Genomic DNA, 22,313 nt, shown 5'->3' with positions numbered 1-22,313 from the left:
GACCCGGCCCGGCCCGTTCTCGACGGGGCCGGGCCGGGTCATGCGCGGCGGCTACTTCTTGTTGCCGCCGATGTGCAGCGCCTCCTTGACGAAGACCTGGAAGTAGCTGGGCACGCCCTGGGTGGTGATGACCTCGACGATGGCGCCGACGTTGCGGTTGTCGACGCCTTCGCGGACCAGTGCGTCCGCGAGGTCCTTGCGCGAGGTGAACCAGCCCGGGTGGCGGGGCGCGCTCACGACGTAGTCGGTCGTGGTCGTGCCGTCGAAGAGACCGGCGGGGCGGATGATCGTCCAGTCCAGGTCGCTGGCGCGCACGATCTCCTCCATCCGGGCCGCGTCGTCGTACAGGGGGCGGCCCATCTTGAGCAGCACAGGCACGATCACCTTCCGGAAGATGAAGGCCTCGCCGGGGGCGTCCTCGTAGTTGACGCCGATGGAGCTGACGCAGACCAGGCGCCGGATGCCGTGCGACTGCATGGCCTTGACGACGTTCGCGGTGCCCTCCGAATAGACGGTCACCGGCTCCTTGGTGTACGGCACGCCGACGGTGGAGATGACCGCGTCATGGCCGGCCACCGCGCGGTCCACGGCATCGGCGTCCATGATGTCCGCGCCGACCACCCGTAACGCGGCGCCGCTCAGCGGGAAGGCGTCGGGTCGGCGGGTCACGGCGGTGACCGAGTGGCCCTCGGCGAGCGCCTGCTCCGTGGCCAGCCGCCCGGTCGGGCCGTTCGCGCCGAAGATGACCAGTTTCACGAGTTCCTCCTGCCAGCCGACTTCGTGCCGGACATCGATCGGGCATTCGTACAGCGATCTAGCACTAGAACAACGTACCATTCCTGGATCAGGGGTGAGGAGCGGGGTTCCGCGCGCCGGCATGCGACGCACCCGCGGCCCGGTCGAGGCGCCGCGGGTGCGTGTTCCGTGCCGTTTCCTTGCGACGGTCCGCCGGTCAGTCCACGGACAGGCGGGGGAACTTCTTCATGAGGAAGTCCATGTCGACGAAGTCGATGGCGGACTTCGTCTGCTGCAGCCCGATCTGGTAGGCGGTGGCGACCTCGACCAGGCGCAGGGTCTGGTACTCGATCGCCTTGATGTTGTCCTCGTGCACGTTGTCCGGCGCGTGCCGGGAGATGCTGCAGGTGCCGTACGGCGCTCCGTTGTGCTCGGACGCCAGGATCTCGACGCTGGAACCGTTGGGGACGATGAGGCAGCCCCAGTGGCACAGCACGTTGTGCAGGGCGAGGATCGTCGCCTGCTGGCCGGCGTGCGCGGCGGAGCCGGACGCGAACACGGTCGCGGCCTTGTTCGCCAGCTTCCCCGGGATGGCGACCGGTCCGGAGCGGTCGATGAAGTTCAGGATCTGCGGGGCCGGCAGACCGAAGTGGACGGGCGTACCGATCATGATCGCGTCCGCCGCCACGAGGTCGTCCAGGGTGGCGACGGGGATGTCACGGGTGGCGTCCTCCAGCTCGGCGTACGCCTCCTTGTCCAGCACCATCGGGTCCGGCAGCTCGGGGACCTTGAGCAGCCTGGGCTCGGCGCCCGCCTTCTCGGCCGCGGCGGCCGCCGCCGATGCCAGCCGGAAGATGTTTCCGCTCCGGGAATGGAAGATGATGGCCACTTTGACCATGGGACACTCCTCGCCATTCGTCGTTGCCGGGAAAACGTCATCCCCGGGGTACGAAGCGTCATCATCACGGCCGCCCGAACCGGCTGCCCAGGAGCGCGTCACACAGTTCGTCAGGTAGGTGAAAAGCCCGTCGGACAAGGGCACTTGGAGGCCGGTGGACCTGACAGACTGGAAGGCCTCCGGTTGAGCGCTCCACGGCGGTGCCCTGTGCTGTTTCCATGGCGAATCCCACAGGCGAGAAGATCGCTCTTCCGACCGATCCCATGCAGCTTCCGGCGGCTTTCGAGCAGGCTTTCAACTCGGGCAGCCTCGAAGCCATCAAGCAGCTTTTCGACCCGCAGGCCGTGCGCGTTCTGTCCCCCGGCAATTTCCAGACGGGGGAGGAGATGTGGAAGGCCGCCGCCGAGACTCTGCCCGACCGTCTGCCGGTCAAGCTGTCCGTGCGGCACATCTACACGGTCGGCGACACGGCCCTGATGATCTGCGACTACGTGCACGAAGGCACCGGCCCGGACGGCAAGCACATGCGCCTGGAGGGTACCGCGGCGGACATCCTCCGGCGCGGCGCCGACGGCGTCTGGCGCTGCCTGATCAGCAACCCGCCCGGCACCACCCGGGCCTGAGGGGCGGGTATGCCGCACAGCACACCGGGTATTCCGGGAAACCCGCAGACGCCCGCCGGGAAGCCGTGGTCGCGGGCCATCGACGTGCACCACCACATCCTCCCGGACTTCTATCTCGAGGAACTCGAGACCATGGGCGTCCGGACCATTCTCCCCGGTGTCGACCGGCCGACGTGGAGTGCGGACAGCAGCCTCGCCATGATGGACCGGCACGGCATCCGCGCCGCGGTGGTGAGCGTCTGGCCGGGAGTTCCGGCCGGCCTGGAACCCAAACCGGCCGCGGAGTTCGCGCGCCGGGTGAACGAGTACCTCGCCGAACTGGTCGCCGCACATCCCGGCCGGTTCGGCGCGTTCGCCACGCTGCCGATTCCCCATATGGACCTCGTGCTCGAGGAATTCGAGTACGCCGTCGACGCGCTCGGCCTGGACGGTGTCGGCCTCGTCAGCAACTACGCCGGCCTGTACGTCGGGGACCGCTCCATGGACCTCCTCTTCGCAGCCGCGGCCCGCCGCCGCAGCCCGCTGTTCGTGCACCCGACGGTCCCCCCGTCCACCGGCCAGCCGAACTTCGGTCTGCCCGCCTCGCTGTACGAGTTCCCCTTCGAATCGATCCGGGTGGCCGCCCAACTCCTCTACAACCAGACCCTGGAGAGATTCCCCGAGCTGCCCGTGATCCTGCCGCACGGCGGTGGCGGCGTCCCCTTCTACGCCGGCCGGCTCGCCTGCGGCGGACTCATCAGCGCGGCCCTCACCGACCGGCTGCCCGAGGACCCCGTCGGCTCGCTGCAACGGCTCTATGTCGACATCGCGATGACCGGCGACCCGCACGCACTGGCGGCCCTGCGCTCCTTCGCCCCGGCGAACCGGATCCTGGTCGGCTCTGACTTCCCGCTGATGCCCGAGTCGTACACCCTCGACACCGGTCACCGCGTCGTGCGGCACGGCGGATTCAGCGCCGAGGAGCGGACCCGGCTGGATCACGCGAACGCCGAGGGCCTCTTCCCGCGCTTCACCGGAAAGGACGGATGACACGCCGTGCTGGACAAGAAGACCGTCGCCGCCTACCTGGACCGCATCTCGGCCGAGCCCCCGAAACGCCTCGACGCGGACGCGCTGCGGCACCTGCACGAACGGCATGTGCTGTCGGTGCCGTTCGACAACCTCGACTACCACCGCGGTGCCGAGATCTGTATGGACGAACGCGCCGTCGACAAGGTGGTCCACGAACACCGCGGAGGCCTCTGCGGTGAGATCAACACGGCGTTCTACTTTCTGCTCCGGTCGCTGGGCTTCGACGTGACCCTGCATCAGGGCCGGGTACGGATCGCGGAGGGCCTCACGACAGCGCCGTACCACCATGTCCTGATGACGGTGGCCATCGACGGGGTGCGGTGGATCGCCGACATCGGGTTCGGCAAGAGCAGCCGGCACCCTCTGCGCCTCGACTGCGACGAGCTCCAGCCCGACCCGCACGGCGAGTTCCGCACGCGGTGGCTGGACCGGCGGTCCGTGGAGGTGCGGCGCAACGGGACACCGCAGTACATCGTCTACGACGAGCCGGTCGAGCTGATCGACTTCCGGCAGACGATGTGGTGGTACCGCACCAGCCCGGACTCCCCGTTCCTGCAGAACCTCGTCTGCTCGCTGCCCCTGGAGAACGGCTGGGTCATCCTGCGCGACGACGTGCTGACGGTCACCACCGCAGGAGAGCGGCGGACCGAGAAACTCCCCGACGACGCCGCGGTGCTGGCGGCCTACGAGAAATGGTTCGGGATCAGGCTCGAGAAACGCCCGGCGCCGAGCCCCCACATGAACAACGCGATCCGTTTCTCGTTCGACAGCGACTGACCCATCCCACACCACCAGGGGACACCGCACATGCTGGATGAAGTGACGACTGCCGCCTATCTGAAACGCATCGCGGCCGACCGCCCGGACCGCCCCGACCTCGCCGCGCTGCGCCATCTGCACGAGCGGCATGTGATGTCGGTGCCATTCGAGAGCCTCGACTATCACCTCGGCAGGGAGATCCACTACAAGGACGAAAGGATCGTCGACAAGATCGTGCACCAGCGCCGCGGCGGCGCCTGCGGCGAGATCAACAGCTCCTTCTACTTCCTCCTGAAGGCCCTGGGCTTCACCGTCCACGTACGCCACGGGCGCGTCTGGATCGGCAGAAAGCTGCGCGATCCGTACAACCACCTGCTGGTCACGGCGGAGATCGAGGGAGCGCGCTGGCTCGTCGACGTCGGCTTCGGCAAGGGCAGCCGGTTTCCGATCCTCCTCGACTCGCCGGAGGCACAGTCCGACCCGCACGGTGTGTTCTCCGTCCGGAAGGTGGACGACCGCGCCACCGACGTCCTGCGCGACGGAAAGCCGCAGTACCGGGTCTACGACGATCCGACCTCCCTCTCGGACTTCGACCAGGTCATCCACTGGTACCGGACCAGCCCGGACTCGATGCTCCTGCAGAACATGTTCTGCTCGCTGCCGCTCGACGACGGCTGGGTCGTGCTCAAGGACGACGTCCTGACCATCACCCGCGGCGCGGAGAAGACGACCGAGAAACTCCCCGACGACGCCGCGGTGCTGGCGGCGTACGAGAAATGGTTCGGCATGACGCTGGAGAAGCGGCCCACGCCGAGCCCTTACCTCAGGGACTCCGTCCGGATGGCGTTCGAGGAGAAGTAGTTCCAGGTGAATTCCAGGCGGATTCCAGGGAATTCGGGCGAAGAGGAGGGGCGTCATGCCCAAGTGGGAACTCGCACCGGTCAGTCCCCGCAGCGTCGCTCTGGCGCTGCCCGACAGGGTGGTCACGAACGCCGAGCTGTGCGAAACGCTGGACACCACACCGGAGTGGATCGAGAAGAAGACGGGAATCCGGGAACGCCGTTTCCTGGAACCCCACGAAACCGTGCTGGACCTCGCCGTCGAGGCGGCCGAGAAGGCCCTCGCGGCGGCCGACGTCCAGGCCCGTGAGATCGACGTCGTGCTCGTCGCGTGCACGACCCCGGACTGGATCATGCCGTCGCTGGGCGTGAGCCTCGCCGAGCGCATGGGCATCGACACCCCGCGCATCCTCGACCTGACCCAGCACGCCTGCGCCTCGGCGGCGTACGGCATCTACACGGCCGCATCCCTGCTGCAGGAGCCGGGGCTGGAGACGGCGCTGGTCGTCTGCGCGGAACGCGGCTCCGGCATCACCGACCCGACCGACCGCATCACGCGGATCTTCTTCGGGGACGCCGCCGGTGCCGTGGTGCTGCGCAAGACGGCCGGCGGGGACGGGCTGCTCAGCTACGACCTCGGCAACGTGTACTCGGACGCCGTCCGCATGGCGACGGCCTGGCGCCTGGACCAGGAGGTGCCGACGTCGACGACCGAGACACCCCGGACGCCGTACATCTTCATGGACGGCAACGTGGTGCTGCGGGAGGCGATGACCCGGGTACCCAAGTCCCTCAGCGAGGCGCTCTCGACAGCCGGCGTCACCGTGGACGAGGTGAGCGGCTTCGCCGTCCACCAGGCGAACGCCAAGCTGGTACGGCAGATCGGGCGGATGGCCGGTGCCGATGCCGAGCGCGTCCCCGTCACCGCCGACACCCTGGGCAACACCGCGGCCGCTTCTCCGCTGACGGCGCTGTGGCGGCTGGCCCGCGAGGGCCGGGCCCGGCGCGGCGACGTCGTCGTGCTCGGCGCGATCGGTGCCGGGTTCCTCTTCGGCTCACTGGTCTTCCGGCTCCCGGACGACCTCGTCGCGGCGGACGTCGCCGCCTGGACGTCCCGCGGGCGGCGTGAGCGGGGCACCGGAACCGGTCCCGGTCGGGCTCGGGCTTCTTTTGCACGGCCGAAGGTGGACTATGGGGTTAGCGAGCGAAGGAGGCCCGTCATGCAGTCCAGAGCCTCGGATTCCGACCAGTGGCTGTACGCTCTCACCCCGTCGCAGGCCGAAGGCGAACGCAACGAACCGGGCGAGCGCAGCGCCATGGAACAGCACCCGGACGTGCCCAGGACCGAACCCTCCCAAGCCGAGGGCGAGCGGACGGAAGACATCCCGACGAGAGAGTGAGCCACGGGGACAGGGGTGGTTTTCGCCGGGGTGATCGGGTAACCCGGCGCGTATGCGCAATCCCCTGTCGAAGATCGAAGCGCTGGAGGACGCCGAGCACCTCGACCGCATCGCGACCCCCGTACGGACGCGTGTCCACGCGCTCCCCCTCGGGCCCGTACGGGACGCGCTGCGCGGCCGTTGGCAGGGTCACCCGCTGCATCCGGCGCTGGTGCAGGCTCCCATCGGGGCCTGGACATCCGCTGCGCTGCTCGATCTGACCCGCGGCAACGAGCGCGCGGCGCGACTGCTGGTCGCCACGGGGCTCGCCACCGCGGTCCCGGCCGCGCTGGCGGGGGCCGTCGACTTCGCGGACCAGTTTCCCGAGCAGGAGCGCGTGGGCGTGGTGCACGCGGCAGCGAACACCACGGCCGTCGCCTGCTACGCGGCCTCGCTCGTGGCCCGCAGCAGGGGGCGGAGCGGCCGGCTGCTCGGCTTCGCCGGACTCGCGGCCGCCACGGCCGGCGGGTTCCTCGGCGGCCACCTGGCGTACCGGCAGGCGGCCGGCGTGAACCACAGCCAGTCCGTGCCGCACCTGATCTACGAGGGCTGGCACCCGGTCGGTGACCCGGAGGAGTTCCCGCGGGGCAGTGTCGTCCGGCGGATGGTCGGGGAGGTCCCCGTGCTGCTCGTGCGGGACTCCCAGGGCACCGGAGAGCTGCACGCGCTGGCGGACCGGTGCGCCCACCTCTCGGGTCCCCTGTCCAAGGGCGAGATCAGCGACGGCTGTGTGACCTGCCCCTGGCACGGCAGCACGTTCCGGCTCGCCGACGGCGCCTGCGTGGCCGGACCGGCCACGGCACCGCAGCCTTCCTTCGACGTACGCCTCAACGACGGCCTGGTCGAGATCCGGCTGAGGGAGGGACACGCGCGGTGACGGCGCCGGGTGGCAGGCGGACGTCACCGGGCGCAGCCGACGTCCAGCACTTCGATCACGTCACCACGGCGGGTGTACACAAGCCAGCACCATTCACCGAACGCTGCGGCCAGATCCGCGACCTGTGTCTCCGGGTCTTCGGCCACGGCCTGGATCAGCGTGATGATCTCCTCATGCGCCTCATCCGGGATGTCGAACAGCACGTCGGCGGCCCGTTGGATCATTTGGACTTTCATGTCGACCCCCGCGACGGCCGGAGCACTTACGACCAGGGTTCCCAGACCACGATAAATCCAATTACTCCGCTCGCACCGGCGGGCAAGTGGCCGATCCGCGCCGACTGGCGCACGCTGGAAACCATGAGCGTGCACCCGTCATCCGACGCTCCCCGCGTGCTGCCTGCGCTGTCCCCGATGCTGGCGGTGATCGGCCCGCCGCCGGGACCGGAAGCCGAGGCCGAGTACGCGTACGAAACGCTCTGGAACGGGGCCCGCGTGATCGCCCACCTGCCGGGGAACGGCAGCCTGCGGCTGCTGGCCAGCAACGGGATGGACGTCACGGACCAGTACCCGGAGCTCCAGGCGCTGGCCGCTCTGCTGCCCGGGCCGGAGGCGGTGCTGGACGGGGAGATCGTCGCCCGGGACCTCGAGGGCCGCCCGTCCGTGCAGCGGCTGCAGCAGCGCATGAGTCTGCACCACCCGGACGCGATCGCGCACGGCGCGAGGGATCTGCCCGTCAGGCTGATGCTCTTCGACATCCTTCATCTCGGGGAGCCGACCGTGCACCTGCCCTACACCGCGCGCCGCGACCTCCTCGACGACCTCGCGCTGGCCGGACCGGCCGTCGCCGTGCCCGCGGCCTGGCCCTCGATGGCAGCCGAGGCAATGGAGCAGAGCACCATCGAGGGCTACGACGGCGTGGTCGCGAAACGCCTCACCAGCCCCTACCTGCCCGGGCGCCGCTCCCGCGACTGGATCAAGATCAAGCACCTGAACTCGGACACGGACAAGCGATGACCGAGCACAAGACCGGAACACGTCAGGAGTGGCTCGCCGCCCGGCTGGAGCTGCTCGAGGCCGAGAAGGAGCTGACGCGGCGCAGCGACCAACTGGCGCGGCAGCGGCAGGAGCTGCCCTGGGTCCGTATCGACAAGGAGTACCGCTTCGAGACCGACGAGGGCACGGCGTCGCTCGCCGACCTCTTCGGCGGACGCTCACAACTCCTCGTCTACCACTTCATGTTCGGGCCCGACTACGAGGCAGGATGTCCGACCTGCTCGAGCATCGCGGACGGCTTCAACGGCTTCGTCGTCCACCTCGCGCATCACGATGTCACCCTCTGCGCGGTGTCGCGGGCTCCGCTCGCGAAACTGCAGGCGTACAAGCGGCGGATGGGCTGGAGCTTCCCCTGGGCGTCGTCGTTCGGCAGCGACTTCAACTACGACTTCCATGTGGCGCACACCAAGGAGGAGTGGCAGTCGGGAGCCGTCGAGTACAACTACCGCACGATGGACGTCGGGCCGTCGGAAGCCGGCGCCCAGATGGCGTCGAGTGCGGGAACCGACTGGGAGACGTACCGGCGAGAAGGGCCCGGCATGAGCGCGTTCGCGCTCGAGGACGGCGCCGTCTACCACACCTACTCCACGTACGAGCGCGGACTGGACATCCTCTGGGGCATGTACCAGTGGCTCGACCGCGCACCACTCGGCCGCAACGAGACCGGTTTCTGGTGGCGCCGCCACGACGAGTACGACGGCCGGTGAGGCCCAGAGCACGAGAAACGCCATGTGACGTCCCGGTGGCAGGGACGCACACGGCGTTCTCGGGGTGTGGGCCGCTTACGCGGCGAGGCGCTCGGCGAGGGTCTTCGCCTTGGTGGCCGCGTCCTGGAGGGCGCGCTCACGGGAGGCTTCGAAGAGCGGCACCAGCTCGGCCATGGCCGGGCTGTGCGGGGCCATGGTGAGCTCCGGGACGATGAAGTCCAGGTCGAGAGCGAGCATGTCGGCGAGGATCGCCGTCAGGTAGTTCTGGACGTACTCGTAGCCCTCCCTCGGAGTGCCCGGCGCGTAGGAGCCGCCGCGGCTGGCGACGACGGTGACCGGGGTGCCCTTGGCGGAGGGGTTCTCGCCCACGGTGCGGCCGAAGAGGATCACGTTGTCCAGCCACGCCTTGAGGGTGGACGGGATCGAGTAGTTGTACATCGGGGCGCCGATCAGCACCGCGTCCGCCCGCTCCAGTTCCTCCATCAGCTTCACCCGCTCGGCGAAGGCGGCCGCCTGCTCGGGCGTGTGCGCGTCCGGATCGGCGAACCCGGCCGTGTGGGCGTCGGCGGTGATGTGCGGGACGGGGTGGGTGGAGAGGTCGCGGTAGATCACCGTGCCCTCCGGGTGCTGCTCCTCCCAGGCTGTGCGGAAGGTCTCCGTCACGGCGCGGGACGCGGAGGCGGACGCGGGGAACACGGACGAGTCGATGTGCAGCAACGTGGCCATGGAGTATCTCCGGTAAGAGGTGGCTTGGAAGGGCGGGCGTCCGCGGCGGGTGCCGCGGGGCTCGTGGTCGGTGAGGTGGTCGAGGGGGCCGCGGTCAGGCCGGCGGCCGGGGGCGCAGGACGCCGTCGGGGTCGTAGCGCTTCCACAGGTCGGTGACGCGGGTGCCGGTCGGTCCCGGGTAGGCGCGGGCGAACGTCGCCTCGTCGGGGGCGCTCTCGAAGTTCACGTAGGCGCCGTCGGTGTGCGGGGCGAGGGGCGCCCAGGCGGCGGCCAGCGTGGCGCGGTCGTCCGGCGGGAACGCCGAGGCGACGACGAGGGTGTTCTGGTGGCGGTGCGCGAACGCCGTGGCCGAGGGGGACGGGTCGTGGGTCGCGCCGCCGAGTGAACGCAGCTGGATCAGGACCGGGTCGGGGGCGGCCGACGCCGTGATCAGCGCGCGGGCGGTGTCCGGGGTCAGGTCGGTGAGCAGCCCGTTGGTCGTGCTGGACGGCATCTGCCCGGTGTTGGCGTGCAGATGGAGCGGTGGGACCAGCTCCGGGTAGGGGACGACGTGGGCCTGCTGGACCATCACGTCCCCGATGCCGAGGAGCGGTTCGACGGCGTCGCGGATGACGGACGGACTGTCCGAGGCCACGACCGCGGTGATGAACGCGGCGGCGGTGGCGCCCCGCGAGGACAGCATCACCGCCGTCGACAGCTCGCGCGGCGCCCGCGCCATGACGTCGGCCCAACGGCGCAGCGTCTGACCGGCCGGGTCCACCGCGGCGACCAGCTGTGCGTAGCCGACGTCACGCAGTTCCATGGCCTCGATCTCGAAGGCCACCGCGATCCCGGCTCCCGCGCCGGCCCCGCGCATCACCCACAGCAGGCCGGGCTCGGCCTCGGCATCGGCGCGCACGGCCGTTCCGTCGGGCAGGACGACCTCGACGGCACGGATGTGGTCGATGGTGAGCCCGTACTGCCGTACCAGCCAGCCGACGCCGCCCCCGGTGGCGATGCCGCCGACGCCGACGTTGCCGTGGTCGCCCGAGCTGATGGCGAGCCCGTGCGGGGCGAGCGCCCGGGCGACCTGGGCCCAGCGCGCACCCGCCTCGACGCGGACCAGCCGGGAGCCGCGGTCGATGACATCGACCCGGTGCAGCGCGCTCAGGTCGATGACGAGTCCGCCGTCGTTGGTGCCCCTGCCGGACAGGCCATGGCCGCCGCTGCGGACGGCCACCCGAAGCCCCGTCTCCCGCGCCAGCCGCAGCGCCGCCGCGACGTCGCCCGCGGACTCGGGCAGGACGACGGCGGCCGGGTTGCCGACGGTGGTGTAGGTGGAGCGGAGCAGCTGGTAGCGCCGGTCGTCGGGCGTGACCACCTTGCCCGCGAGCTCGGTCGGCACGGCGGAGAGGGCGCAGTTCATCGCCCGCTCCGGACGGCGTCGACGCGCTCACGCACCGCGGGCACGACCTCGCCGGCGAAGCGTGCGAGCTGCCGCTCGGGGTCGGTGGCGGGCCAGAAGACGAAGGTGTCGAAGCCGAGTTCCACGGCCCACTCGGTGAGGGTGTCCACCCACCGCCGCACATCGCCGACGAGCCCGGGGCCGTCCCCGTGGTCGCCGATCACGCCGATCACGTTGTAGACACGCCGCAGGGTCCGCGGGTCGCGGCCCGCGTCGGCGGCCGCCTCGTCGATGATCCGCTGCCGCGAGGGCACCTCCTGCGGCGGGACGTAGATGTTCAGCGGAGAGATCCAGCCGTCGGCCAGCCGGCCGGTGACGGCGAGCATCCGGGGCTTCTGGGCGCCGAGCCAGAGCTCGACGGGCTTCGGGGGCACCGGTCCGGCGCGGTAACCGTCGACGGAGTGGTACGGACTGTGCCGTCGTACGACATCCCCGGCCAGGGCCGTGCGCAGCAGCCCCAAAGACTCCTCGGCGAACGCCACCATGTCCTGCCCGCGTCGCGCCGGTCCGCCCATCGAGGCGATGGCGTCGGGGATGCCGCCCCCGCCGACACCGAGCTGTATCCGTCCGCCGGTGAGCACGCTCAGCGATGCGGCGGCCTTGGCGAGCATCACCGGCGGCCGCAGCTGCAGGTCGGCGACATCGGTGAGGAAGGAGATGCGGTCGGTGGCCGCGGACAGATGGGTGATCAGGGTCCAGGTGTCGAGGTGGCCGGGCTGGTACGGGTGATCCTGAACGGCGAGGTGGTCGAGGCCCGAGTCCTCCGCCCTGCGCGCGAGGCGCCGGGTCTGGGCCCATGCCCCGGCGGAGGGGTCGAGGCTCACTCCGAAGGAGAGCGGGCGTCCGTAGTCGGTCATGCGTCCACGGTGCGCCGAACCGCGCCACCGGCAAAACGAAGGGTAAGGTGCTAATCTTTTGTAAGTGGACTCCATTCATGACGACACCTGCCCGCGCTTCGAGGGCACCCTCGAACTGATCGGACGCCGCTGGACAGGTTCGGTACTGCAGGCCGCCCACCAGGGGGCCCGGCGCTTCGGCGAGTACCGGGCCATGATCGACGGCATCTCCGACCGACTGCTCTCCCAGCGACTGAAGGAACTCGAGGCCGCGGGCCTCATCGAGCGCACCGTCATCCCCACCACACCCGTACAGATCCGCTACCGGCTGGCCCCGGACGGCCGGGCACTGCTGGACGCCCTGCAGCCGCTCGTGCAGTGGAACATGCACCGCTCGGGCCCCAGGGGTGCGGGGCGGGTTCCGTCGTCCGCGTAGCCACCTCGTCGGCGAGCGCGGCTCTGCCCACGGGCGGAGTGCTCGGGGGTCAGGACTCTGCGGGCCGTTGCCCGTCAGCCGCAGGGCGAACCAGTGCTCGTTGACCAGGACGTACACGAGGTCGGGGGTGGCGGTGGTCAGGTCCCTGACCGCCCCCGGCAGCGGGATCGTGAGAGGTTCACGGCTGGGCCGGGTCGGGTTCCAGACGCGTAGGGTGTGGTCCGAGCAGGCGCCGACGACGAGATCCTGGTCGGACCGGACCAGCCGGGTCAGGTGGGTCAACGGGCTGCCGCCATGGCTGAGTCGCGGCCGGAAGGCCCTGCTCACCGCCCGCGATCCACGCGAGTTCCTCAATGGCAGGCAGGAGTTGACCGTCGACGTGCCCGACGTCGTCGACGGCACGGACTGCCACGTGCAGGCGACGGCCGACGACGACCGGCTGCTGCTGACCGCCGGCGCCGAGGGCGCCGAGACGGGCCGCACCGGCGGTCGCAAGACCCTGCGCAACCTCGGGGCCGGCCGCTATGACACCCACCTCACCCTGCCCGGCCCGGGCACCTGGCGGGTGACCGTCGGAGATCCGGTGAACGCCGGGCGGGTTCACGAGGTGAGCAGCGTCGTACCGGCGGCCCAGCCGTAACCCTCGCCGGGGCCGCGGGCGCGGAGCTCGGGCAGCCGGTTGTAGGCCAATGGCAGGGGTCGTCAGATCTTGATGACGGTGACGCGTCCGCCGCTCAGCGCGGAGAGGTCCTCGGAGGCGAGGTGAGCACGGTGGTGGGTGGTGTGCGGGAGCGTTCACCTGCGTTCATGGGCGGCCGGCCGCCGGGCCATGTGCGCGAGGGTGTTGCCTACGAACGAGCGTGAACGGGGCTGAATGAGATGGAAACTGAGATGGAGCCCGCGCAGAACTCGGGTGACGGCGGGCTGCGGTCGGGGCTAGCGTGCGGCGGTGATCAGCAGTGAGGGAGTACGCCTGGGTGCGGAGGCCGCACGTCGTCTGGCGCAGACTGGCCTCTGTGAGTTCGAGCCGGGGCTGACGGACGCCGAGTTCATGCGCATCGAGCGCGAGTATGGCTTCGAGTTCGCGGACGACCATCGAGCGTTCCTCGCGGCCGGCCTTCCGGTCAATGTCCCTCCCGAGGACGGGCAGACCTGGTCCAGGCCCTGGCCGGAGTGGCGCGGCGGTGATCTGGACAGTTTGCGTCGACAGCTCGACTGGCCGGTCGAGGGTGTTCTGCTCGATGTTGAGCACAACGGGTTCTGGTACGAGGGCTGGGGTGAGCGTCCAGCCGAGGGGACGGCGGCACTGGATACGGCGCGGCGTCATCTGGCGGAGGCGCCGGTGCTGGTGCCCATGTTTGCCCACCGATATCTGCCCGCCGGCCGGGGAAGCTTCGGGCATCCGGTGCTCTCGATGTGGCAGACCGACATCATCTATTACGGGCTGGACCTGGTCGACTACATGCACCAGGAGTTCGAAGAGGCGCGAGGTGAGGTCGACGAGAGCTGGAACCCGCGAGCAACGGTCCCCTTCTGGCGAGACCTTCTCTAACACCTCGGGGTTCGTGGCCGGCGGCAGGCGCGCTCAACTTGGGAAGCTGCGAAAACTCCCTCTGGCCCCGGGCAACGTGAAGGATTCAACGGCGCCCACGTTGGCGTGGACCAGAGCGATTGAGGAGGCCCATGGCCACCTGGCGAGACCTTGCGATGCCCAGCAAGCGAGAGGTCTGGCGTGAGTTGCGGGGGCTACGCACTGGAGTGGCTGGCCCCGCTCGAGCGACGGCAGAGCGGCGTGCCGTGTTCGTCGCAGCATTGGAGCAGGCCCAACAGTTCACTGAGGCAGCGGAAAGTGCTGGTCCGGCAACGCGCCCTGTCCAGATCTTTTACGCGCTGTCGCAGTTCGGGAGAGCGATAGCGGCAGCGTCAGGCTTGCTCGGTCAGGACGCGTGGCGGCTCAAGGGACACGGAATCGGGACCCGCAACCTAGATGCGAGTCAGGGATTGGCGTTGGTGGAAGTCATACCGACCGCAAAGGGATCCTTTCCGACAGTGGCTCGGGCGATAGGAGCTGAGCCACTGGGGGCACATCATCCGTTGATGCTCGGTGAACTGCGGCCTCTCATACCTGAAGCGCAAATCGTACCCCTTCCAGGGGCATCAGGTCTGCCAGCCATGCACTTTGCCCCGGAAGTCTGATTCACCGCGGCGACGAAATGTGGTGTCGGCTTTCCCTATATCCGGTGCCTCATACGGCACTGATAGCGATCAAGGACGTTGCTGGCAGGCAGGTCCTGTGCGCCTATCGCAGTCGGGCCCCTTGACTCTCAGAGGAAGCCGCTGGTCGGCACCTTACAGGCGCTCGGTTGACCGAAATTCGTCCACAGATACTCCACGGAAATCGTGACCACCGCCTTAGGAGTTCGATCCCGGCTTCGGGAGTGCTCGGCGGAACTACCTCAGCCTGGCAGGGGTGTAGCCGTCTCAGTGCGCTCGCGATCGCCGCCGTCCGCTGCCGTTGATGTCAGCTGGTGATGTCAGACCGGTGCGGCTGACGCGCGCCAGCCGGCACCATGCCTCCTTCTACTGCTGGGTGCGAGTGACTAGAAGGATTTGATTGGCCTCCTGCTGGTTCGGAGAGGTGCGGTCTTGTGCAGTCAGGCTTTGCCATGTCAGGTGCAGGGCTTGCGCTACTTCGTGTCGGTCCGATGCTTGTAGGGCTGCTGCCGCAACCAAGAGGCCCATGCGGGCGCAGGCCAGCGTCAGGCTGGTGGAAGGAAGCCTGCGGTCCCGCATTGCAGTCAGCAGTTCCAATGTGCTCTCCACGGACCGCAGTACATGAACGGGTGTACTACTGGGGTCAGCCAGTAGTGAATCGTGTACATAGCGCAGGGTGTTGGCGGGATCTTCTGGAACTTTCTCAGCGGAGGGGGATTCAGCCCCAACGCGTGTCAGGAAATGGTCGAGACTCGTCAGTACTGAGGCTGGCTCTACGTCGGTAGGGGGTGCCCAGGTCGCGAATAGAGACCGGAAGGTTGTGGTAGCAACCTTAGGCATTCCGGGATAGGCGCATTGGTCAAGGGCGACGTCGACGGCCAGAGCAAGTCTTTCGGCGGAACTGAGATCGAGGACGAGTGCATCGGGGATCTCGACGTGGTCGAGGTCGAGGTCGAGGTCGAAACCGATGTCGGGATCAAGGTTACGGGCCCGGGCAAAGGCGAAGGTAAGAGCTTCAGCGATGGCTTCGGCAGTTCCAGCGTTGTGGGGGTGGTTGACAGCATCGGGGTTGTTGAGGGCGCGGACGCGGTCGAGAGCCGCGATGAGGTCGTGATTGAGGGGGAGGCTGAGTCCTTCAGCGTGGTTGAGGGTGTGGTTCACAGCGAGACTGAGAGCGTCGGCGAGAGCGCGAGCACGGCTAAGGCCATCGCCCGGGTCGTGGCCGCCGACGAAGGCAGGCTGATCGCGGGTGCGGTCGAGGGCGGGGTCGAGAGCCAGGGCTTGGTCGATGGAGTCGAGGGTGCTGGTATCAACGCGGTCGTGAAAGTGGTCGCGGTTGAGAACGTCAGCGAGGGCGCGAGCGCGGTCGATAGCCCGGGCACGGTCGATGGCCCGAGCGCGACCTGCGGGGCGATAGTACTGGTCAGGGTTGAGCGCGTCGGTGAGGGCGAAGTCCAGGGCGAGGTCGAGGGTGAGGTCGAACGCAAGATCGAGGACGAGATTCAGTGAGCCGAGGTTAGGCCCATTGCGGAATTCAGAAGTACGCATGAGAGCGACGTTGAGCACTCTGGCCCAGTCCGACACTTCCCTGCGTTGTTCGAGGGGGATGGCTAGCAGCCGCAGGTAGTTGGTGATTTGCTGGCGGTCGTTGGTAGGGGAGGACCTGGTAGGAGTGGTGCGGGACCTCGTGGCTACGGGCACAGGGGTGTACGGCCACGGCACTTGTGGTGGTTGGTGCAAGAGAGTGCGGATACCGTCCTGGGCCCAGACGGTGTGACGACTCAGAGCGGTGGCGATCGCTCCAGGTTGCTCCTTGATTTCATCGGGCGTGGGCAGGCGGTAGATAGCGTCGCTGGTGATGCTGTTGAGCCAGGCAGTGAAGCGTTCGGCATCACCGGCCTGCATCCCTACCGCTGCTGCAGTGCTGTTGTCACTATTGTCAGTGCCCGCGGTGTCTGGGTGGTGGCGGCCGTTAGCTCGTTCTTCCTGAATGAACATGCTGTACAGGGCTTGAGGAATAGGACGCGCGCACAAGGCGGCGGAATCGTTGAGTTGGATGGTCTCGCGCAGAGTGCGGGTAGCCAGGACACCAGCTAGAAGACGCTGTAGGGCAGGATCTGCAACCTGACTACGGACAGACGAAGTGAGCAGGGCCTCCAGCCGGCTGCGGACGGCAGGGTCGACGATTTGTGCCTGGTCGGCGCAGTCGAAGGCCAGAGCCAGGGCACGAACGGTGCCACAATCCAGGCAGGCAGTGATGATGTCGGTTGCATCGTTGCTGGCGGCCCACAGCAGGATTGTCTCGCGCCACCATGGGTCATCGACGTTTTCGGTCAACATCGTCGTATCGGCACGAGGGGTGCTGAGCTGAGCGGCTGCCAAGTACTCCTGCAGCGTCAGGTGCGCAAAACCGTGGAAGCCGTGTTCGCGTTCGACCAGCAGGCCGCTCTTTCGAGACTCTTCGAGAAACACTTCGGAGGCGACGTTGCCAGGCACTTGCTGCAGAGGCTGGTGGATCGCTCCGGCCGCGTCGTGCACCGGCCAGTCACGTACCTTGGCCTGCATCATGACCAGGGCCAGATGCTGGATGACGTGCTGCTTGTGTGGACCGCTCAAGCCGGTGGCGTCCGAAAGACTGCGGGCTTCGTAGCGTCGGTGCAGCAGCACGTCGCACATCTCGGCGTAGAGTTCCGCGCGGCTGCCCGGTAGCTGCCCGCGGTAGCGATGCACGTTCGCGATCATGGTTAGTAGCAGGGGGTTGGCTCCCAGGTCGTACAGCGCTGGCTGGGCTCGTAGCCGGGCCAGCAGATCGTCGGCGTTTCTGTCCCCGGCAGTCCGCAATTCATGCCCGGTGCTTGCCCGAGTCCGCAGCCGCACAAAGAAGTTGTCTGCGACCGCCTGTACCTCGCGCCGCGTATGGGCCCGGGCTCGACTCTCAACCGCGTATGACCACTGATGCAGGAATTGAGAGATCTGTTCCCCGGTGAACCGCCGCACTTGCAGCACCTCGGCCCCCGGCAGCGGGTTCGATTGATAGCCGTGCGGCCGTGAGGTCACCACATAGATGTTGCGAGGATGCCGCTCGGTCTGCCGCACGACCCAGGCCACAACCCGACTGCGCTCGGTCGGATCGGCTACCTCGTCCAGCCCGTCCAGTAGCACCACGCACCCACCCCGATCGAGCCTTCGCTCCAGCCAGTCCTCCGACACCTTCCCCTCAAGCCACCCGGAAGAGACAGCCACTGCCCCCAGCGTAGGTGTCTCATTGGCGAGCAGCGTGGCGGCGTGGTCGCGCAAGTAAAGCAGTACCGGAAGCCGCCGTCCCCAGGGCCACCAGCGGTACTCGCATAGTGCGAGGGCCGTATTGCGGGCTAGCGTTGTCTTCCCCGAGCCTGGTCCGCCGATCACTGCGAGGACTCGAGCAGCCGCGTTTCGCTCGGCATCTCGCAGCACAGATTCCAGACTGCGGCGTCGGCTCAGTCCTCCAGCCTCGTCGCCAGGCACGGCACCCAAATACGGCTCTCCAGCAGCGGCATGCAATACCTGCGGTGCCAGGCTGACATCCACGTACACCTGGTGCATTCGGAGCACAAACTCCCCTTGGGTGGCGATGCCTACGGTCTCCATATCCCGCACGGTCTCCCTCAACTGCCGCAGGTACACACCACGTCCACCCCGCGCGGAGTTCCGCGCAGCGTTGGGCGCGGTGCTTCCCACTGCTTCGCCACCACCAGGAGCTGCCCATACCTCCGTGTACAGGAGCATCAGTACCGCAACCGCGAGAGAGGCATATAGCCATGTCCAGCTAAGGCCTTTGTCGGACAAGACTTGATTCGTCGCCACTCCACCTGTGACCAGCAGCCCTGCACCGCCCATGACTCGGAGTACATTTCGTACCCTTGCCATCCCCGCCCCCCGAGCACATCGAACCGGCTTCCAGCTTGCCGGAGCACTGCATCTGCCAAGCTCCGACCGCACTAGCCAACCGGGCACGGCCCCTCAGAGCAGCGCAGTTGACCGATCTGAGACCTCCCCCGGACCTACATGCCTCTTGCACCGGTCGCTGTCACAGATTGTCGGTCGAGATGTGCTGCACCCGGCAGCCGCCACCCGCCGTCGTGGGTGTCGGCGACAGATGCGTGTCCACGCCTGGCCGACGCCGTTGATGACAGGCAGCCGTGGTGCGGTTGCGGCGGATGAGCAGCCGGTAGACGCCCGCGACGGCCTCCGGGAGCAGGTCGATGGCGGCCCAGTCGTAGTGGCGTGGCCCTTTCGCGCCGCCTCCGGCGGACATTCGCTGCCAGGCGGTGCGCGGCACCTTGCGTACCAGTGAATCGCACGGAACTTCCCACCGGCCGTGCGGACTTCGGTGCGGCACGAGACGGCCATGACAGACCCGATCTGGCGCTCGGCCAGCATCTGGGCCAGAGCGGGGTTGCCTCCATAGACCTCGTCCCCGGTCACCCAGCCGACCGTGTGCCCGGCCTCGCAGAACCGCTCGATCATCGCCGCGGCCAGCTGCGTCTTGGTCGCAAAGCGCGTGGTGTCGGGCTCCAGCCCGGCCGCCCGGCATCGCTGAGGGTCCTCGGCCCAGATGCGGGGCAGGTACAACTCCCGGTCCACAGCGGCGTGTCCATGCTCGGTGGCATACACCAGGTAGACCGCCACCTGCGCATTTTCGATCCTGCCCGCTGTGCCGGTGTACTGACGCTGCACCCCGACCGTCGCCTGCCCCTTCTTCACATCGCCCGTCTCGTCGACGATTAGCACCGTCTGCTCGGCGCCCAGGTGGTCGACGACGTACTCACGCAGATCGTCACGGACTGCGTCCGCGTCCCACTTCGCCCGCTCCAGCAGATGCTGCATCCCATCCGGTGTGGCCTCACCGGCCCACTCCGCGATCGTCCAGCAGTTCTTCCGCGGCAGGTCCGCCAGCAGCCCTCGGACGAACTTCCCCACCCGACGGCGGGGTTCGGCACGCGCGAACCGTCCGGCTATGCGCCGCATCAGCCCTGCGAAGTCATCGTCCCAACGGCCCGGGTCTACGCTGTGACCAGCGGCCACCGCCTGATCTTCAGTCTTCACACACCGATGATCACCGGTGGCCGCACCTGTTTCCGACCCCACCCCAGACCTCCCCCGACCTCGCCTACGGCTCCGACATCGCCAGCATCGGCCTGACCATCCCGGCGGTGGCCATCGCAGCGATCTGGCACGAGGGTCCGCTCCTGCTGGGCCTCGGCCCGACCCACCAGGTACCGCTCTTCATCTCGATTGTGGTGGGCACTCTGACGGTCATCCCCGGCCGCGCGACGCTCTGGCGGGGCTGCCTCCATCTGGTGCTGTTCGCGGCGTACTTGGTGCTGGCGGTGTCGCCGCGGCGGCGTCCTTCGTGCGCAGGCCCGGGATCAGCACCGCCGCCACCGCCAGGTGCATCAGGGCCAGCGCGGCCCGGGTTCCGCCGTCCATGCCGTCGCCGGTCAACGGCAGGAAGGACATGGCCAGTACGGCGACGGCCACCCCGGTCCAGACGGCGCGGGCGCGCCGTACCCCGAACCGCTCCAGGGCGGCCAGCAGTCCCCAGCCAGCGAGGGCCGCCAGCAGCGCGACCAACACCACCGGCGCTGCGCCGATGTCGAGCGTCTGCTCGCCGTCGATGATCCGCAGCCGGTGCCCCAGCACCGGGTCCGCGACCAGCCACACCAGGACAGGCGCCAGGACCGCGAGGCCCGTAACCGCCAAGCGTCGTCTGCGCGCGCTCACTTGGCGCCGCCCGCGAGCGCGCCGTGCAAGAAGACCTCCACCAGCTCCTGCGTGGTCAGCTCCGGCTCGTCCTCCATATGCGGCTGGGTGAAGAGCAGCCCGAAAAAGAGGGCCGCGATCTGCTCCGGCGGCCGGCGCAGGGCGGCCTTGTCGGGCTCCAGCAGATCCGCGAGGGCCGCGCGGATGCGGGTCGTCGACTCGTCGCGGCCCGCGCCGCGCACCGTGCCGGGGTGCTTGCCGCCGCGGTGCCCAGAGGCGTGCAGTGAGCCGGCGATCGCGCCCATCCGGGACAGGTGCGCCTGCAGAGCCTCGGCCGCCTCCGCGAGCCGGTCGGGCAGCGGCTGGGATACGTCGATCGCGCCGAGCTCGCGGATCGCGTGCTCGGGGGAGAGCGCCTCGGCCATGCAGGCCTGCAGCAGCTCGTCCTTGTCGGCGAAGACCCGGAAGATCGTGCCCTCGCCGATGCCCGCAGCGCGGGCGATCTTCGCGGTGGTTACCGCGGCGCCGTACTCGGCGATCAGCGGGATCGCGGTCTGGATGATCATCGCGCGCCGCTGCTCCGGCGACATGCCGGGGGCACGGCGGCGGGTGGTCTGGTTCTCCTTAGGTGCTGTCATGACCGCGAGAGTACGGAGTGAGGACTCACTCCGTCAATGAGTGAGTCCTCACTCCGCTCACTTTTCCGTACTCGGCTGCTTGTAGATGGCAGCCCATCAAGATCCACAACTACGGCTGGAGTGCTAGACGCACCAGACGAGGCCTAAGCCCGTTGGCGTTCAGTACCCTTCGCCACAACACGCCACCAGGCTGTTGCCAGTGGTTCAGCATGTTTGTGTCGTAGACGATCGGCATCCCCGGCCGATCCGCTAGCGCACGTAGTCGCAGAAGTCGCAACCGAGCGTTCTCCAGCGTGGCTAGTTGAGCCCTAACCTCACGCGCTATCAAGCGTGGATCCTCCTGCGCGGAACTCCTGTTGGGGTCAACTGCCGTGACGTGCCAAAAGGTCGCTGAGTACAGTTCCCCGGCCAGATCCGGTTCGGCGAAGGTGCGGGCCAGCAGGCCGTGCACCTTGTCGACTGCGCCGGAGTAAGCCCAATAGGTCAGCCCTTATCACTCATGAGGTCGAGCCATGTCGCCTCGGCATTGCTCAGGGCTCGCTCGGCTTCAACCATCGACACACCGTTGTTCAGCCGCATGCCTGTAATCCTCTCGCATCGACCGTCCGTTCACATCGAGTTACAAGCACTGCCATGGACATGCGAGCGCAGCTGTCCGCTATCCCGGAACCTCGGGGTGTCCAGACGCGGACCGTGAGGGCATGAGCTTGGGAAGCTCAGGTGGTTTACGGCTCGACGCTGGGCTGACCTGCGACGGAGCGGCATGGGTGTCCGCTCGATCGCCGAGTTGGTACCCGCTGTTCCCCTGGTTCCCCGCACGATCTGGCACGTGTCTGGCACGGCCTCGGCCGTCTGGTCTGGACACCCCCCCGCGCCGGCGACCATCGCTTTAGGAGTTCGATCACGGGCCGCGTGACGCCGCGCTGCGCGACGGTGAGGCTCGGCGAGGGTTCCACCGTCAGCCGCCAAGGTCTGAGGCTGTCCAGCCCGTTGATGTCAGTGATCGTCGTTAGGGTGGCTCGCACTGAGGCCGGTCAGAGAACCGCCATGGTCCGCGGCCTAAGGGGGGCGGGATCTGAAAGGTCCCCGGGTTTGCCTCGGGACTGTAGTCCACGCCAGAGCACCGCCCCCCTCCTCGTCCTGTCGACTAGTGTCTCGTGATCCTGTTCGTGGAACCTTACGCTTCTCTGCTCGTTGAGTCTGGTATGGATCTCTCCTCTGAACAGATGGCCGATCTACGGGAGTTGGCGAGCTCGCGTGATGTTCCGGCTGAT

At 68.3% G+C, this 22,313-nt stretch carries 21 protein-coding genes and 2 pseudogenes; 13 read left to right on the top strand and 10 right to left on the bottom strand.

The annotated features are described in order from the left end of the window. Positions 1-51: 51 nt before the first annotated feature. Both ACTWQJ_RS19475 and ACTWQJ_RS19470 read right to left on the bottom strand, forming a co-directional pair. Positions 52-756 (bottom strand): NAD(P)-dependent oxidoreductase, encoded by a 705-nt coding sequence (locus tag ACTWQJ_RS19475; RefSeq protein WP_443307902.1) that lies wholly within the window; start codon positions 754-756, stop codon positions 52-54. 196 nt (positions 757-952) lie between these two features. Then, positions 953-1,633 carry an NAD(P)H-dependent oxidoreductase gene (locus ACTWQJ_RS19470; RefSeq protein ID WP_385274882.1) on the bottom strand — a complete coding sequence of 227 codons (681 nt, stop codon included), beginning with the start codon at positions 1,631-1,633 and terminating at the stop codon, positions 953-955. A 218-nt stretch (positions 1,634-1,851) separates the two neighbouring features. On the opposite strand from ACTWQJ_RS19470, the gene ACTWQJ_RS19465 reads away from it, so the two are divergent. Genes ACTWQJ_RS19465 through ACTWQJ_RS19440 form a run of 6 tightly spaced genes read left to right on the top strand, consistent with a single transcriptional unit; the run spans position 1,852 to position 7,241 of the window. Beyond that, positions 1,852-2,256: a YybH family protein gene (locus ACTWQJ_RS19465; RefSeq protein WP_443307901.1), complete on the top strand. Its 405-nt coding sequence runs from the start codon at positions 1,852-1,854 to the stop codon at positions 2,254-2,256. 9 nt (positions 2,257-2,265) lie between these two features. Further along, entirely contained in the window at positions 2,266-3,285 is a 1,020-nt protein-coding gene (locus tag ACTWQJ_RS19460) for an amidohydrolase family protein (protein WP_443307900.1), read from the top strand. Positions 3,286-3,291: 6 nt separating this feature from the next. Continuing rightward, a complete protein-coding gene (locus ACTWQJ_RS19455) occupies positions 3,292-4,104 on the top strand; it encodes an arylamine N-acetyltransferase family protein (protein ID WP_443307899.1) in 813 nt (270 codons plus the stop codon). Between the two features lie 30 nt (positions 4,105-4,134). Beyond that, the gene (locus ACTWQJ_RS19450) at positions 4,135-4,947 is read left to right on the top strand and encodes an arylamine N-acetyltransferase family protein (RefSeq protein WP_443307898.1); all 813 of its coding nucleotides are present in this window, start codon (positions 4,135-4,137) and stop codon (positions 4,945-4,947) included. Between the two features lie 55 nt (positions 4,948-5,002). Further along, positions 5,003-6,325, top strand: coding sequence for a 3-oxoacyl-ACP synthase III family protein (locus ACTWQJ_RS19445; RefSeq protein ID WP_443307897.1), 1,323 nt, complete (start codon positions 5,003-5,005; stop codon positions 6,323-6,325). A 52-nt stretch (positions 6,326-6,377) separates the two neighbouring features. Then, positions 6,378-7,241, top strand: a complete 864-nt coding sequence (locus ACTWQJ_RS19440) for a Rieske 2Fe-2S domain-containing protein (RefSeq protein ID WP_443307896.1) — start codon at positions 6,378-6,380, stop codon at positions 7,239-7,241. A 23-nt stretch (positions 7,242-7,264) separates the two neighbouring features. Here ACTWQJ_RS19440 and ACTWQJ_RS19435 read toward each other — a convergent pair whose 3' ends face one another. After that, on the bottom strand, positions 7,265-7,444 hold the full coding sequence (locus ACTWQJ_RS19435) for a hypothetical protein (RefSeq protein ID WP_443307895.1): 180 nt from the start codon (positions 7,442-7,444) through the stop codon (positions 7,265-7,267). A 156-nt stretch (positions 7,445-7,600) separates the two neighbouring features. On the opposite strand from ACTWQJ_RS19435, the gene ACTWQJ_RS19430 reads away from it, so the two are divergent. Together ACTWQJ_RS19430 and ACTWQJ_RS19425 are read left to right on the top strand one after the other, a co-directional pair. Next, entirely contained in the window at positions 7,601-8,257 is a 657-nt protein-coding gene (locus ACTWQJ_RS19430; RefSeq protein WP_443307894.1) for an ATP-dependent DNA ligase, read from the top strand. Continuing rightward, positions 8,254-9,003: a DUF899 domain-containing protein gene (locus ACTWQJ_RS19425; protein ID WP_443307893.1), complete on the top strand. Its 750-nt coding sequence runs from the start codon at positions 8,254-8,256 to the stop codon at positions 9,001-9,003. Before ACTWQJ_RS19430 ends, ACTWQJ_RS19425 begins: the two co-directional genes overlap by 4 nt. A gap of 75 nt (positions 9,004-9,078) precedes the next feature. On the opposite strand, the gene ACTWQJ_RS19420 is transcribed toward ACTWQJ_RS19425, so the two are convergent. From ACTWQJ_RS19420 to ACTWQJ_RS19410, 3 genes are all read right to left on the bottom strand, one after another. Beyond that, positions 9,079-9,729, bottom strand: coding sequence for an FMN-dependent NADH-azoreductase (locus ACTWQJ_RS19420; protein ID WP_443307892.1), 651 nt, complete (start codon positions 9,727-9,729; stop codon positions 9,079-9,081). 94 nt (positions 9,730-9,823) lie between these two features. Beyond that, positions 9,824-11,134, bottom strand: coding sequence for an FAD-binding oxidoreductase (locus ACTWQJ_RS19415; RefSeq protein WP_443307891.1), 1,311 nt, complete (start codon positions 11,132-11,134; stop codon positions 9,824-9,826). Next, entirely contained in the window at positions 11,131-12,030 is a 900-nt protein-coding gene (locus tag ACTWQJ_RS19410) for an LLM class flavin-dependent oxidoreductase (RefSeq protein ID WP_443307890.1), read from the bottom strand. Before ACTWQJ_RS19410 ends, ACTWQJ_RS19415 begins: the two co-directional genes overlap by 4 nt. Positions 12,031-12,094: 64 nt before the next feature. On the opposite strand from ACTWQJ_RS19410, the gene ACTWQJ_RS19405 reads away from it, so the two are divergent. The 4 genes from ACTWQJ_RS19405 (at position 12,095) to ACTWQJ_RS19390 (ending at position 14,641) form a co-directional block, all read left to right on the top strand. Next, positions 12,095-12,445: a winged helix-turn-helix transcriptional regulator gene (locus tag ACTWQJ_RS19405; RefSeq protein WP_385275072.1), complete on the top strand. Its 351-nt coding sequence runs from the start codon at positions 12,095-12,097 to the stop codon at positions 12,443-12,445. Between the two features lie 169 nt (positions 12,446-12,614). Further along, on the top strand, positions 12,615-13,085 hold the full coding sequence (locus ACTWQJ_RS19400; RefSeq protein WP_443307889.1) for a hypothetical protein: 471 nt from the start codon (positions 12,615-12,617) through the stop codon (positions 13,083-13,085). Positions 13,086-13,394: 309 nt separating this feature from the next. Continuing rightward, positions 13,395-13,997 carry a hypothetical protein gene (locus tag ACTWQJ_RS19395; protein WP_443307888.1) on the top strand — a complete coding sequence of 201 codons (603 nt, stop codon included), beginning with the start codon at positions 13,395-13,397 and terminating at the stop codon, positions 13,995-13,997. A 131-nt stretch (positions 13,998-14,128) separates the two neighbouring features. Continuing rightward, the gene (locus tag ACTWQJ_RS19390) at positions 14,129-14,641 is read left to right on the top strand and encodes a YaaC family protein (protein ID WP_443307887.1); all 513 of its coding nucleotides are present in this window, start codon (positions 14,129-14,131) and stop codon (positions 14,639-14,641) included. 384 nt (positions 14,642-15,025) lie between these two features. Here ACTWQJ_RS19390 and ACTWQJ_RS19385 read toward each other — a convergent pair whose 3' ends face one another. Both ACTWQJ_RS19385 and ACTWQJ_RS19380 read right to left on the bottom strand, forming a co-directional pair. After that, positions 15,026-18,241: an NACHT domain-containing protein gene (locus ACTWQJ_RS19385; protein ID WP_443307903.1), complete on the bottom strand. Its 3,216-nt coding sequence runs from the start codon at positions 18,239-18,241 to the stop codon at positions 15,026-15,028. Positions 18,242-18,836: 595 nt separating this feature from the next. Further along, positions 18,837-19,666: pseudogene (locus ACTWQJ_RS19380) on the bottom strand (IS701 family transposase); the annotation flags it as partial. A 122-nt stretch (positions 19,667-19,788) separates the two neighbouring features. Between ACTWQJ_RS19380 and ACTWQJ_RS19375 the strand changes: the two are divergent. Then, a pseudogene (locus ACTWQJ_RS19375) lies at positions 19,789-20,037 on the top strand (hypothetical protein); the annotation flags it as partial. On the opposite strand, the gene ACTWQJ_RS19370 reads toward ACTWQJ_RS19375, so the two are convergent. Next, on the bottom strand, positions 19,955-20,422 hold the full coding sequence (locus ACTWQJ_RS19370; RefSeq protein WP_443307886.1) for a DUF6069 family protein: 468 nt from the start codon (positions 20,420-20,422) through the stop codon (positions 19,955-19,957). The pseudogene ACTWQJ_RS19375 and the gene ACTWQJ_RS19370 sit on opposite strands and share 83 nt — an antisense overlap. Further along, positions 20,419-21,039 (bottom strand): TetR/AcrR family transcriptional regulator, encoded by a 621-nt coding sequence (locus tag ACTWQJ_RS19365; protein ID WP_443307885.1) that lies wholly within the window; start codon positions 21,037-21,039, stop codon positions 20,419-20,421. The genes ACTWQJ_RS19370 and ACTWQJ_RS19365 overlap by 4 nt, the downstream gene beginning before the upstream one ends. Positions 21,040-22,313: the final 1,274 nt, after the last annotated feature.

It is taken from the genome of Streptomyces sp. KR55, assembly GCF_052245645.1.
Classification (GTDB): domain Bacteria; phylum Actinomycetota; class Actinomycetes; order Streptomycetales; family Streptomycetaceae; genus Streptomyces; species Streptomyces flavusporus.
The sequence above is the reverse complement of the archived record's forward strand: the minus strand, read 5'-3'. Positions and strand labels throughout refer to the sequence as shown.